Source organism: Nonomuraea sp. NPDC047529 (assembly GCF_040642995.1).
GTDB lineage: Bacteria > Actinomycetota > Actinomycetes > Streptosporangiales > Streptosporangiaceae > Nonomuraea.
In genome coordinates this window covers 77,355-88,909 of sequence record NZ_JBEYTJ010000029.1, presented here as the reverse complement: position 1 = coordinate 88,909, position 11,555 = coordinate 77,355, and the positions used below count along the sequence as shown (strand labels likewise).

15 protein-coding genes are annotated in these 11,555 nt (G+C 74.2%); 11 read left to right on the top strand and 4 right to left on the bottom strand.

Annotated features, from left to right (window positions below):
* Both ABZ815_RS35865 and ABZ815_RS35860 read left to right on the top strand, forming a co-directional pair.
* A partial coding sequence (locus tag ABZ815_RS35865) for a cation:proton antiporter (protein ID WP_357705660.1) occupies positions 1–935 on the top strand: 935 nt, incomplete at its 5' end.
* 143 nt (positions 936–1,078) lie between these two features.
* Positions 1,079–1,834, top strand: a complete 756-nt coding sequence (locus tag ABZ815_RS35860) for a ZIP family zinc transporter (RefSeq protein ID WP_357705659.1) — start codon at positions 1,079–1,081, stop codon at positions 1,832–1,834.
* A gap of 15 nt (positions 1,835–1,849) precedes the next feature.
* Here the strand turns inward: ABZ815_RS35860 and ABZ815_RS35855 are convergent, their stop codons facing one another.
* Complete coding sequence (locus ABZ815_RS35855; protein WP_357705658.1) at positions 1,850–2,449, bottom strand: XRE family transcriptional regulator; 600 nt, start codon at positions 2,447–2,449, stop codon at positions 1,850–1,852.
* A 117-nt stretch (positions 2,450–2,566) separates the two neighbouring features.
* On the opposite strand from ABZ815_RS35855, the gene ABZ815_RS35850 reads away from it, so the two are divergent.
* Positions 2,567–3,403: an EamA family transporter gene (locus ABZ815_RS35850; protein WP_357705657.1), complete on the top strand. Its 837-nt coding sequence runs from the start codon at positions 2,567–2,569 to the stop codon at positions 3,401–3,403.
* 26 nt (positions 3,404–3,429) lie between these two features.
* Here the strand turns inward: ABZ815_RS35850 and ABZ815_RS35845 are convergent, their stop codons facing one another.
* Positions 3,430–4,170, bottom strand: coding sequence for a hypothetical protein (locus ABZ815_RS35845; RefSeq protein ID WP_357705656.1), 741 nt, complete (start codon positions 4,168–4,170; stop codon positions 3,430–3,432).
* The gene (locus ABZ815_RS35840; RefSeq protein ID WP_357705655.1) at positions 4,167–4,871 is read right to left on the bottom strand and encodes an ATP-binding cassette domain-containing protein; all 705 of its coding nucleotides are present in this window, start codon (positions 4,869–4,871) and stop codon (positions 4,167–4,169) included. The genes ABZ815_RS35845 and ABZ815_RS35840 overlap by 4 nt, the downstream gene beginning before the upstream one ends.
* Positions 4,872–4,958: 87 nt before the next feature.
* On the opposite strand from ABZ815_RS35840, the gene ABZ815_RS35835 reads away from it, so the two are divergent.
* Genes ABZ815_RS35835 through ABZ815_RS35815 form a run of 5 tightly spaced genes read left to right on the top strand, consistent with a single transcriptional unit; the run spans position 4,959 to position 9,126 of the window.
* Complete coding sequence (locus ABZ815_RS35835) at positions 4,959–6,062, top strand: sensor histidine kinase (RefSeq protein WP_357705654.1); 1,104 nt, start codon at positions 4,959–4,961, stop codon at positions 6,060–6,062.
* The gene (locus ABZ815_RS35830; protein WP_357705653.1) at positions 6,059–6,688 is read left to right on the top strand and encodes a response regulator transcription factor; all 630 of its coding nucleotides are present in this window, start codon (positions 6,059–6,061) and stop codon (positions 6,686–6,688) included. The genes ABZ815_RS35835 and ABZ815_RS35830 overlap by 4 nt, the downstream gene beginning before the upstream one ends.
* 50 nt (positions 6,689–6,738) lie before the next feature.
* Complete coding sequence (locus ABZ815_RS35825) at positions 6,739–7,245, top strand: PadR family transcriptional regulator (RefSeq protein ID WP_357705652.1); 507 nt, start codon at positions 6,739–6,741, stop codon at positions 7,243–7,245.
* Positions 7,238–7,903, top strand: a complete 666-nt coding sequence (locus ABZ815_RS35820; protein WP_357705651.1) for an ABC transporter ATP-binding protein — start codon at positions 7,238–7,240, stop codon at positions 7,901–7,903. The genes ABZ815_RS35825 and ABZ815_RS35820 overlap by 8 nt, the downstream gene beginning before the upstream one ends.
* On the top strand, positions 7,900–9,126 hold the full coding sequence (locus ABZ815_RS35815) for a hypothetical protein (protein WP_357705650.1): 1,227 nt from the start codon (positions 7,900–7,902) through the stop codon (positions 9,124–9,126). The genes ABZ815_RS35820 and ABZ815_RS35815 overlap by 4 nt, the downstream gene beginning before the upstream one ends.
* Positions 9,127–9,131: 5 nt before the next feature.
* Here the strand turns inward: ABZ815_RS35815 and ABZ815_RS35810 are convergent, their stop codons facing one another.
* Positions 9,132–9,656, bottom strand: coding sequence for a GyrI-like domain-containing protein (locus tag ABZ815_RS35810; RefSeq protein WP_357705649.1), 525 nt, complete (start codon positions 9,654–9,656; stop codon positions 9,132–9,134).
* A 160-nt stretch (positions 9,657–9,816) separates the two neighbouring features.
* On the opposite strand from ABZ815_RS35810, the gene ABZ815_RS35805 reads away from it, so the two are divergent.
* The 3 genes from ABZ815_RS35805 to ABZ815_RS35795 all read left to right on the top strand — a co-directional run bounded on the left by ABZ815_RS35805 (position 9,817) and on the right by ABZ815_RS35795 (position 11,393).
* A complete protein-coding gene (locus ABZ815_RS35805; RefSeq protein ID WP_357705648.1) occupies positions 9,817–10,215 on the top strand; it encodes a hypothetical protein in 399 nt (132 codons plus the stop codon).
* Positions 10,216–10,251: 36 nt separating this feature from the next.
* A complete protein-coding gene (locus ABZ815_RS35800; protein WP_357705647.1) occupies positions 10,252–10,797 on the top strand; it encodes a GNAT family protein in 546 nt (181 codons plus the stop codon).
* Positions 10,798–10,895: 98 nt separating this feature from the next.
* On the top strand, positions 10,896–11,393 hold the full coding sequence (locus tag ABZ815_RS35795; RefSeq protein ID WP_357705646.1) for a hypothetical protein: 498 nt from the start codon (positions 10,896–10,898) through the stop codon (positions 11,391–11,393).
* Positions 11,394–11,555: the final 162 nt, after the last annotated feature.

Sequence of the window (11,555 nt, the reverse complement as noted above, 5' to 3'; positions counted from 1 at the left end):
CCAGGCGCGGCGCCACCGGGGTGCGGGGCGGCCCGTGGCCCGCGGCGCTGCTGCTCGGGGCCGTGCTCGCGCCCACCGATCCGGTGCTCGCCTCCGACGTCAGCGTGGGCGAGCCGGCCGACGCCGAGAACGCCGACGACGAGGTGCGCTTCGCCCTCACCTCGGAGGCGGGCCTGAACGACGGGCTGGCCTTCCCCATCGTGTACGCCGCCATCGCCCTGGCCACCGCCGGCGGGCTCGGCTGGACGGGCGAGTGGGCGCTGACGGACGTGCTCTACCGGATCGTCGCCGGGGTCGTCTGCGGCCTGCTGATCGGCCGCCTGCTCGGCCGGCTGTTCTTCCACTCCCCCGCCGAGGAGCTGCGCCTGGCCGAGCGCCGCGACGGCTTCGTGGCCCTGGGCGCCACCCTGCTCGCCTACGGGGTCACCGAGCTGGCCGGCGGCTACGGCTTCATCGCCGTCTTCGTCGCCGCCTGCGCCATCCGCCGGGTCGAGCACGGCCACGGCTACAACAACGTCCTGCACGGCTTCGTCGAGCAGCTCGAACGGCTCTTCACCTCCTGGCTGCTGCTCCTGCTCGGCGGTTTCGTCGCCACCGGCGGCCTGGCCCCGCTCACCTGGCGCGGCGCCCTCGTCGGCCTGCTGCTGATCCTGGTCATCCGCCCGCTGTCGGGCCGGCTCGCCCAGATCCGCGGCCGGGCCGGGCCCCGGGAGCGCCGGGTCATCTCCCTGTTCGGGATCCGGGGGGTGGGGTCGCTGTTCTACCTGGCGTACGCGCTGGGTCACGCCGACTTCGGCGTGCCGCCCGAGGAGCTGTGGGCGGTGACGGCCTTCACCGTGGTGCTCTCGGTCGTCCTGCACGGCATCACCGCCACCCCGGCCATGGCCCGCCTCGACGCCCTCCGCGAGCGGGTGACGCCCCGCGCGTGGAGGTAGGACGCGGCCTCGCGGAGAGGGGGCCGCGAGGCCGCGTCACCGTACGCCTGCCGCAGGACGGACGCCCGCCCGGGACGGGTGGCGAACGGGACCTGGACGAGAGAACCTGGGGCGCGGACGAGCGCGCGAGACGGGTGGTGCACATGCCTGAGTGGCTGGAAGCGGGAACATGGGGGCTGGTCGCCGGGGCCGCGCTGGTCCTGGGCGCGGCCGTGGCGATGCTGGTACGGGTCCCGGCGCGGATGATCGCCACCATCATGGCCTTCGGCGCCGGGGTGCTGATCTCGGCCCTCTCCTTCGAGCTGCTGGACGAGGCCGAACGGTCGGGCGGCCTGCTGCCCACGGCCGTCGGCTTCCTCGCGGGGGCCTGCGCGTACGTGGCGGCCAACGCGATGCTGGCGCGGCACGGAGCCCGGCACCGCAAACGCTCCGGCGACCAGCAGCCCAGCGAGGCCGACGCGCAGGGCAGCGGCGCCGCCATAGCCGTCGGCGCGCTGCTCGACGGCATCCCCGAGTCGGTGGTGCTCGGGCTGTCCCTGCTGCACGGCGGCGAGATCGGCCTCGCCGTCGTGGCGGCGGTGTTCGTCTCCAACGTTCCGGAGGGCCTGTCCAGCGCCGCCGGCATGAGACGGGCCGGGCGCGGCCCCGCGTACGTGTTCGGCGTCTGGGGCGGCATCGCCGTGGTCAGCGGCCTGGCGGCCCTGGCCGGCTACCTGACCCTGCGGACGGCCTCCCCCGAGGCCATCGCCCTCATCACCGCGATCGCGGCCGGCGCCATCCTGGCCATGGTGGCCGACACCATGATCCCGGAGGCGTTCGAGCAGGCGCACGTCCTGACCGGGCTGATCACCACCGTCGGCTTCCTGTCGGCGTTCGCCATCGAGCGGCTGGCGGCCTGACGGCCGCCCATCAGGTCAGGGAGCGGCGGCCGATCCGAGCGCCCACGGGCCGGGAGGCAGCTGGACCGTCATGATCATGGAGCAGGCGCCGGTGCCCGCGCCCCGGTAGCCGTGCGGGGCGTCGCCGTCGAAGGTGGCGGTCTGGCCCGCCTCGACGGAGTGCTCGACGCCGTCGAGGATCAGCGTCATCCGCCCGGACACGACGCTGAGGGTCTCCACGACCCCGGCCTGGTGGGGCTGGCTGGGGTACTCCTCGCCGGGTTCCAGCCGCCAGCGCCAGACCTCGACCGGAACCGGGCCCGCGGTGGTCAGCATGAGCGTGGCCTGACCGCCCCGCGGCCCGGTCCACAGAGGGGTGAGGTCGTCGGCGGCCACGATGCGCAGCCGACCCTCGGGCGGCCCCTGCATCAGCGCCGACACCGGGACGCCGAGGGTGTCGGCCAGCCGCACCAGGGTGGCCAGGTTGGGGTTGCCCTGCGCCCTCTCCAGCGCCACCAGGGCGCCCTTGCTGACCTGGGCGCGCCGGCCGAGCTCCTCCAACGACAGGCCCGCGCGGGTGCGGGCGGCCTTGACGTTGTGGGCGACCGTTCGCAGGGCTTGGGCCGGCTCGGCCATCTGTTCACCTTCCCTCGCAGGCAGACCAGTGCAATGTACTGCGCGGTCGGTCCGTTGACATGCTGCGGTCATTCTACTGTACTGTTTGGTCGTTCCGCTGAAGCCACGGGAGGTGTCGTGATCGCTCTGCTGCTGGCCCTGGGCAGCTCGCTCGCCTACGGCTGCGCCGACTTCCTCGGCGGCCTGGGCGCCCGCAGGGCCCACGTGCTGCGTACCGTGATGGTCGCGGCCCCGGCCAGCCTCGTGGTCGAGCTGCTTCTGTGGCCGATGCTCGGCGCGTCGTTCAGCCCGGCGGCGCTCGGCTGGGGCGCGGCCTCGGGGGTGGCCTCGGCCGCCGTGTTCGCCCTGCTCTACCGCACCCTGGCGATCGGCCCGATGAACGTGCTGTCGCCGGTGACCGCGCTGGTCTCGGCCGCGCTGCCGGTCGCCGTGGGCCTGCTCCAGGGCGAGCACCTGTCCGCCGCCGGGCTGGTGGGGCTGCCGCTCGCGCTGGTGGCGGTCGTGCTCGTCAGCGCCGGTCACGGCGGGGGCTCGGCGCGTCCGTCGCGCACGGCGCTGCTGCTGGCGTTCGGCGCGGGGTCGGCGATCGCGCTCCAGCTCGTCTTCCTGCACCAGGCGCCGTCCGACAGCGGGGTGGCGCCGCTGATCGTCGGCCGCGCGGTCTCCTCGGCGGTCACCCTGACCGCGGCCGGGCTGCTGCGCCGCCGGCTGGGCTCCGAGCGGCCCGCGTATGCGCTGTCGGCCACCGCGGGCGTGCTGGACTCGGTGGCGAACCTGCTGTTCCTGCTCGCCTCCCGCAGCGGCGACCTTGCCGTCGTGGCCGTGATCACCGCCCTCTACCCGGCCGGCACGGTCCTGCTCGCCCGCGGTGTGCTGGCCGAACGCATCCACCGCGGGCAGCTCGTCGGCCTGGGCGCCGCCGCCGTCGCGGTCAGCCTCCTCGCCCTGCCCTGAGCAGGGCGCCCGGCCGTTCGCGGGCGTCAGGAGCGCGAGTTGACGACCACGGCGACGGCCAGCGGGACCACCGCCCACCCGGCCAGCACGGCGAACGCCGCCCACGTCGGCATGACGTCCGGCACCTGCTCGATCAGCTGGAGAGCCGGGAAGGCGGGCAGGACCCGGTTGACCACCTCGCCGCCCGGCAGCATGCGGGCGACGAACGGCAGCACCAGGACGATCGCCACCAGCGCCGCCGTCGCCACGGCGCCGTTGCGCAGGATCGCGCCGAGTGCCAGCCCGAGCAGCGTGGTCACCACGATCATCAGGGTGCCGCCGGCGACGATCGTCCACGAGCCGGCGGGCAGCCACGACGGGTGGAACCCGGCGGCGACGGACCGCCCGTAGAGATAGCCGGGCACCGCGATGAGCAGCGAGCCGGCGACCGCGAGGCCGCCCAGCACGACCGCCTTGGCCGCCAGCACCCGGCCTCTCGACGGCATCGCCACGAACGTGACGTCGATCATGCCGGACGCGCGCTCGCCGCTGACGGTCATCGCGCCCAGCATGCCGAGCGGAAGCTGGGCCAGGATCACCCCCACGTACACGGCGACCACGACCCCCATGGCCGCCTGGTCGGCCGTACGGCCGGGGTCCCAGCGCGAGATGACGGTGCCGGCGCCGAGCACGGTGAGCGCGAGCGACAGCAGCACCCCGACGCCGAGCGCCCACCAGGTCGAGCGCAGGGTCCGCAATTTGATCCACTCGGCCGCGACGGCGTTCACCGCTCGCTCCTTCCGACGAGTTCCATGAACGCCTCCTCCAGCGAGACGCCCGGCCCGGCCAGCTCGCCGAGCCCGGCGTCGGCACGCAGCCTGCCCCCGGCCAGGACGATCAGGTGGTCGGCCGTGACCGCCATCTCGCTGATGAGATGGCTGGACACGAGCACGGTGCGGCCCTCGGCGGCCAGCGACCTGAGCAGGCCGCGCATCCAGCGGATGCCCTCGGGGTCGAGCCCGTTGGCGGGCTCGTCCAGCACCAGCACCTCGGGGTCGCCGAGCAGCGCCGCGGCCAGGCCGAGCCGCTGCTTCATGCCCAGCGAGAACCCGCCGACGCGCCTGCCGCCCATCCCGCCGAGCCCCACGAGCTCCAGCAGGGGGCCGATGCGGGCGCGGGCCAGGCCGTTGGAGCGGGCCAGCCACCACAGGTGCTGTTCGGCGCGCCTGCCTCCCTGCACCGCCGACGCGTCCAGCAGCGCGCCGACCCGGGTGAGGGGGCGGTCCAGGTCCCGGTAGGGCAGGCCGTTCACGGTGGCCCCTCCGGCGGTGGGCTGTTCGAGGCCGAGGAGCACGCGCATGGTCGTGGTCTTGCCCGCGCCGTTGGGGCCGAGGAAGCCGGTGACGCGGCCGGGCCGGACCGTGAAGGTGAGATCGTCCACCGCCAGGGTCCGCCCGAAGCGTTTGGTGAGTCCGTTGACTTCGATCATGCCCTTCACCCTCCACGGCCGCCCGTCCGGCGCGCATCGGTCCTGAGACCGATACGGGCGGCGGGGGCGCCGGGCTAGGTTCGTACCGTGCGCCAACAGATCCGTCCTCCTCTGCTGAGCCGGGTGCCGGCCTGGGGCTGGATTTCCGTCGACACCGCCGTCGCGCTGATCGTCACGCTCGCCTACGCCGGGCTCACCTGGTCGCGGAACCCGTCCGAGCCGGGCGTGCCGGACCTCGTGGCGGCGCTGGCGGCGGGCCTTCCCGTGGCGGCCAGGCGGTTGTGGCCGGGGCCGGTGTTCGTGGTCGTCCTGCTGGGCGGGCTCGGCATGCGGGAGTTCCTGCTTCCCCACGCCGAGCTGCTCTGCCTGCCGCTCGCGCTGTACACGCTGGCCACGCGGAGCAGGGCCGTGCTGCCGCTGCTGGTGGCGTGCGCGGTCGCCGCGCAGGGCGTGGCGGAGGTCCCGCTGACGGACGCGGTCCGCGACCGGCTCGGGCTGGCGCTGGCGATCCTGCTCGCCGCCTGGGCCGCCGGCACGGCCGTACGCCAGCGCAACCTCTACACCGGGCAGCTCGCCGCGCAGGCGGAGGAGCGGGCCCGCGCCGAGGCGGTGGCGGAGCGGCTGCGGATCGCCAGGGAGCTGCACGACGTCATCGGCCACAGCCTCAGCACGATCGCCGTGCAGGCGGGCGTGGCGGGGCACGTGGGCGAGGCGGAGGAGATGGGCCGCACGCTGGCCTCGATCGAGGAGACCAGCAGGTCGGCCCTGCGGGAGACCAGGCAGCTGCTCGGCGTGCTGCGCGAGGACGGCGAGGCCGAGCTCGCGCCCGCTCCCGGCCTGGCCGACCTCGGCACGCTCGTCGCGCGGACCAGGGCGGCGGGCCTGGAGGTGGAGTTGTCCATCGACGGCGCCGTGGACGGGGAGATGGAGCCGACGGTGTACCGGATCGTCCAGGAGGCGCTGACCAACGTGCTCAAGCACGCCGGCGCCCGGCACGCCGTCGTCCGCGTCGAGCGCCGGGCGGACGAGCTGACCGTGGAGGTCACCGACGACGGCACGCGCGGCCGGGCGCGCCCCGACGGGCACGGCCTGACCGGGTTGCGCGAGCGGGTGCGCGTCTTCGGCGGCGAGTTCGAGGCGGGCGCCCGTCCCGTGCGCGGTTTCCGGGTGCGGGCGAGGCTGCCGCTGTGATCAGGGTTCTGGTGGCCGACGACCAGGTGCTCATCCGGGCGAGCTTCCGGCGGCTGGTCGACTCCGCGCCGGGGTTCCGGGCGGTCGGCGAGGCCGCGACGGGCACGCAGGCGGTGACGGCGGCCGCCCGCGAACGTCCCGACCTGGTCCTGATGGACGTGCGCATGCCGGAGATGGACGGCATCGAGGCCACCCGCCGCATCTGCGCGGACCTGCCGGAGACCCGCGTGCTCATCGTGACCACCTTCGACCTCGACGAGTACGTCTACGGCGCGCTGCGCGCGGGCGCGGCGGGCTTCCTGCTCAAGGACACGCCCCCGGCCGAGCTGATCAGGAGCATGGCCGTCGTCGCGTCCGGCGAGTCGCTGCTGGCGCCGAGCGCGACGCGGCGGCTGGTCGAGCGCCACGTGCGTCCGCCGTCGACGGCGGACGGCCTGGACGTCACCGAACGCGAGCGCGAGGTCCTCGTCCTGGTGGCCAGGGGCCTGTCGAACGCGGAGATCGCCGCCACCCTGTTCGTCAGCATGAGCACGGTCAAGACGCACGTCAGCAGCCTGCTGACCAAACTCGGCGCCCGTACCCGCGTGCATCTGGTCATCGCCGCCTACGAGGCGCGGCTCGTCTGAGGGCGCCGTTCCCGGCCGCGCGACTATTCATTGAATGTATAGTCGTGATCATGTCAACCGGCCACGTGCTGCTCGGCTTCCTCGCCGAGCGGCCGAAACACGGATATGAGCTCAAGAAGGAGCACGACCACCGTCTCGCCGGCGCCAGACCCCTGGCGTACGGGCAGGTCTACGCCACCCTGCAACGCCTGGAACGCGACGGGCTGGCGGAGGTGGCCGAGACCCGGCAGGAGGGCGGCCCCGAACGCACCCTGTACACGATCACCGACTCCGGCCGGGCGGAGCTGGACCGGTGGCTGAACACCGTCGAACCGTCGGCGCCGTACGTCGCCGGCGCTCTGTTCGCCCGGGTCGCCGTCGCGGGGAAGGCCGCCGACGGCTATCTCGTGCGGCAACGCGAGGCGCACCTGGCCCGCATGCGGGAGCTGACCGCCGAGAAGGCGTCCGGCGGGCCCGCCCAGGTGCTGGCGGCCGACTACGCGCTCCAGCACCTGGACGCGGACCTGCGCTGGATCGAGACCGCGCTCGCGCGGATGAAGGAGGACCACGATGCTTGAGGCCAGGGGCCTGAGCAAGCTGTTCGGCGGCGCCAGGGCGCTGAACGGCGTCTCCCTGGAGATCGCGGAGGGCGAGGTCGTCGCGATCACGGGGCCGAGCGGCGCGGGCAAGTCGACGTTGCTGCACTGCCTGGCCGGGGTCGTCCGGCCGGAGTCCGGCGAGGTCGTCCTCGACGGCCGGCGCATCGACACCCTGCCCGAGGACGACCTGACCAGGTTACGACGCGAGAGCTTCGGGATCGTCTTCCAGTTCGGCGAGCTGGTGCCCGAGCTGACCGCGGCGGAGAACGTCGCGCTGCCGCTGCTGTTCAACCGGCACGGCAGGCAGGAGGCGATGACCGCCGCGGCCGAGTGGCTGGCCCGGCTGGAGGTGTCCGACTGCGCCGGGCAGCGCACCGGCGAGCTGTCCGGAGGGCAGCGGCAGCGGGTCGCCATCGCGCGGGCGCTGGTGACCGGCCCGCGCGTGGTCTTCGCCGACGAGCCCACCGGGGCCCTGGACACGCTCGGCGGCGAGCAGGTGATGGGCGCGCTGCTCGGCGCGGCCCGCGCCGGCCGGGCCGCGGTCGTCCTGGTCACCCACGACAACCGGGTGGCCGCCTACGCCGACCGCGAGATCCCCCTGCGCGACGGAGCGGTGCTGGAAGGGGTGGAACGATGATCGCCGTACTGCTGATGTTGAACAGGGGCCGCTCGCGGGCCGAGCGCGTACGCGCCTGGCTGGTGGGGACGGGCGCGGCGGTGGCGACGTTCCTGGTCTGCACGGCCGTCAGCCTGGCCGACGTCGAGGACGAGGGCGGCTCGCTGACGGGGCTCGCACTGGCCCTGCTGGCGGTGCCCGTCGCCGGCCTGGTCCACCAGGCCAACCGGCTGGCCTCGGCCACCAGGGAACGACGGCTGGCCGCCCTGCGGCTGGCGGGCGCGACACCGGGCGACGTACGGCGGCTGGGCGCCCTGGAGGGCGGCCTGCTGACCCTGGCCGGGTCGCTGGCGGGCGGCGCACTTTACGTGGTCACCCACCTCGGCGGCCCGCTGCCGCAGGTGCCGGTGGTCGTGGCCCTGGTGACGTACGGCGGGGTCGTGTCGGGGGCGCGCGCCGGGCGGGACGTCGTCGTCTCCCCGTTGGGAGTGACCCGCCGAGCGCGCGTGCGGGGGCCGCGCGTGCGGGACCTGCTCCTCCTCGCGGCAGGCGTCGGCCTCTACGTTCTCGGGGCTTGGCTGAAGGGCCGCTTCCCCTTGGCCGGTCCGTACGGGTCCGTGCTGGCCATGACGGCCGGGCTGGTCATGATGCTGTTCGGGCTGACCCTGGCCACGACCTGGCTGATCGGGATGTCGGCCCGCCGGACCGGCCGGCGGGCCCGGTCGCCGGAGGCGTTGCTGGCCGCGCGGCTGGTCGAGGCCGACCCCCGGGCGTGGGCCAGGGCCCTGTCCGTGGTGAGCCTGACGGTGTTCTTCGGCGCGGCGGTCGGGGCCCAGCAGGCCTCCGCCGGCTACTCCCAGGCCCACGCCCTGGTGGACGTCGCGCTCCTGCTGGCCCTGACGACCTCTGCGGTCGCGCTGGTGGTGCACCAGGCGGAGGAGCTGATCGACCTGCGCCGCTCGCTGGCCGCGCTGTCCGCCGCCGGGGTGCCGGAACGGGCGCTGGGCGGGGTGCTCGTGCGGCAGGCGGTCGTCGCGGCGCTGCCGGTCTGCGTGGTGGCGGCCGTCTCGGGGGTCGCCGTGGTGGTCCTGACCGTGGTGGACGTCTACCCCGTCGAGGCGCTGGCGTGGGCGATCACCAGGGCGGTCCTCATGGCGGGCGTCGGGGTGCTGGCCGCCGTGGTCGTCGCCCTGGCGGCCCGTCCCCTGCTGCGCGGCGCGCTGCGTCCCGAGGCGCGGGCGTGATCCGGCTACGCTGACGGGCGGCGGGCGACCGGCTGTCTGAGCAGCGTCCTGGGGGCGGGGTCGGTGAAGTCGGTCAGGTAGATCTCGTGGTGCGGCCCGTTGGGCTCCAGACCGTGCTCGGCCATGAACGCCTCCATCACCTCCAGCGACCTCTTCTCCTCGCTGTAGGGCCCCTCGTGCAGCAGCTCCACGCACTCGCCCTCGGTGAAGGTGACGACCACGACCCGGTCCACGGCCGCCCCGGACGCCCGCGTCCGTTCACGCGCCGCCTCGGCCGCCCCGGGTTCGGGCGTCTCGGGCAACGGCAGCAGCAGATGCCAGCGCCACCGGTCGCGGGGCGTCTCCAGCGGCGGCAGCGAGGTGTCCTCCACCCACCACCGCCCCTCCAGCGGCCCGGCGGGGCCGCCCATGGCGGAGGCCACGGCGTACAGGGCGCCGATGGCCGAGACGTGCTCGGCGCCGCCGGGCTCTCCCATGCCCGTGACGTTGAGACAGGTGACGGGGGCGCAGTGGATCAGTCGCGGGGTCATCGATTCTCCGGGTAGATCTCGGGGGAATCCCCCTAGCGTGGGGTCTCCCCATGGGGGAGAGTCCAGTCAGCGACGGCGGGGTGCGCAGAGTGCTCCTGTCCCCGATCGCCTCCGCGCGCCGTCCGACCGGTTCCACCCCCACAGATCCGGAGGATGTCCCATGACCACACCGAACTCTCCGGCCGCACTCCCCGGCCTGCACACGGCCAAGGTCCTGATATCCGCCTACGCCGCGCTCAGCCTGCTGACCGTCGTGGCGATCGCCGTCTTCTCCGCCGTCGCGCCGTCGCTCGTCACCCCCGAGGCATGGGGGCGCGGCGTCATCGTGGCGGCGACGTCCGTCCTCACCTTCGCCTTCGCCCGCCGGGCCCAGAGCGGGGGCGACCGGGCGCTCCTGCGCCTGCGCATCGTGCTCGTCGTGATCCTCGTCGCGGTGGTGGGCGTGCTGCTGTTCCTGCCGCTGCCGAGCTGGATGGTCGCCGAGCAGGGCGTCTGCGGGGTGCTGCTGCTCGCCGCGGCGGTGCTCGCCTTCCGTGCCGTCCCGCCCGCCGGCGACTGAGAGCGCGGGTCACATCCAGCGCATAGTGTCACGATCATGACGATCGAACTGCGTGCCGCCCTTGAGGACGACCTGGCGTTCCTGACCCGGCTGATCGGCGACCCGGAGAGCAGCGGCGAGTACCAGTGGTACGGCTGGCAGGACCCCCACCGCCTGCGCCGCCGCTGGGACGACAACGGGCTGCTCGGCGACGACGGCGGCATCCTCGTGATCGCCTCCGGCCAGGAGCGGGCGGGGCTCGTGTCGTGGCGCAGGCAGCTCACCTCCCGGGTGTCGTACTGCTGGGAGATGGGCCTGATCGTGGCGCCCGGCCTCCGCGGCAAGGGGCACGGGACGCGGGCGCAGCGGCTGCTGGTGCGCTACCTGTTCGACCATTCGCCGGTGAACCGGGTGCAGGCGACCACCGAGCTGGGCAACGTGGCCGAGCAGCGGGCGCTGGAGAAGGCCGGGTTCACCCGCGAAGGCGTGCTGCGCGGGTGCGGCTTCCGCGCGGGCGAGTGGCGCGACGGCGTGATGTACGGCATCGTCCGCGCCGACCTGGACGGGAACCGGGAGGCCACCGCCCCGGACGGCGGCGCCTGACCGGCGTCCGCCGGGCAGAGATCAACACGGGCTCAACAGATCTTCAACACCGGTGCTCCTACGTTGCGATCACAAGATCTCGCGACAAGGGGGAGCACATGCGCAAGCTTCACGCTCTGGCGGTGGCCGCGATCGTGGCCGGCGGCGTCCTGACCGCGGCCTCGCCCGCCGGCGCGTCCGCGCAGGACGCCCGGCAGGCGACGCGGACGCAGGCCGCCGGGCCGATCAACTACTCGTGCGGCGCGCGGCTGCGGGTGAGCCGGGACGTGGGCAGGAACACCTGGCACCGCATGGCGAAGGCGAAGGGCCGCCGCGGCATGGTCTACCTGTACGAGGCCGACGGCATCTACCGCGGCCGGAACGTGTGGTGGGCATGGGGCACCAGCCTGCGCTCCGGCGACCGGATCTCCATCGACTGGACCGACGACGGGGGCCGCACCTACCACGCCTGCCACGCGGTGGTCAGGGGCGGCGGACGCCGCAGCGTCACGTCGTACGCGGTGGACGCCCCGACCGGCCGCAAGTTCCGCGCCTGCGTGAAGGCCGCGGGCAAGTGGTCGTGCACCCGCGGCTGGTGGGAGATCAGGTACTCCTGACCGGCCGGTGCGCCGGGCAGGGCGTGCGAGCTGCGGCGATACGACCCTGACTGCTTGACATACCGGACAACGGGCACATAGTGTCCCGTCAATCGGCAGGCACAGACGAAGACATCCCTGTCAGTGGTCTTCGTCTGTGCCTTTGTCGTATCCGGACCGCTG

Coding starts and splice junctions, on each gene's coding strand:
- ABZ815_RS35860 (WP_357705659.1), top strand. CDS start 1,079: ATGCCTGAGTGGCTGGAAGCGGGAACATGGGGGCTGGTCGCCGGGGCC.
- ABZ815_RS35855 (WP_357705658.1), bottom strand. CDS start 2,449: ATGGCCGAGCCGGCCCAAGCCCTGCGAACGGTCGCCCACAACGTCAAG.
- ABZ815_RS35840 (WP_357705655.1), bottom strand. CDS start 4,871: ATGATCGAAGTCAACGGACTCACCAAACGCTTCGGGCGGACCCTGGCG.
- ABZ815_RS35825 (WP_357705652.1), top strand. CDS start 6,739: ATGTCAACCGGCCACGTGCTGCTCGGCTTCCTCGCCGAGCGGCCGAAA.
- ABZ815_RS35820 (WP_357705651.1), top strand. CDS start 7,238: ATGCTTGAGGCCAGGGGCCTGAGCAAGCTGTTCGGCGGCGCCAGGGCG.
- ABZ815_RS35815 (WP_357705650.1), top strand. CDS start 7,900: ATGATCGCCGTACTGCTGATGTTGAACAGGGGCCGCTCGCGGGCCGAG.
- ABZ815_RS35810 (WP_357705649.1), bottom strand. CDS start 9,656: ATGACCCCGCGACTGATCCACTGCGCCCCCGTCACCTGTCTCAACGTC.
- ABZ815_RS35805 (WP_357705648.1), top strand. CDS start 9,817: ATGACCACACCGAACTCTCCGGCCGCACTCCCCGGCCTGCACACGGCC.
- ABZ815_RS35800 (WP_357705647.1), top strand. CDS start 10,252: ATGACGATCGAACTGCGTGCCGCCCTTGAGGACGACCTGGCGTTCCTG.
- ABZ815_RS35795 (WP_357705646.1), top strand. CDS start 10,896: ATGCGCAAGCTTCACGCTCTGGCGGTGGCCGCGATCGTGGCCGGCGGC.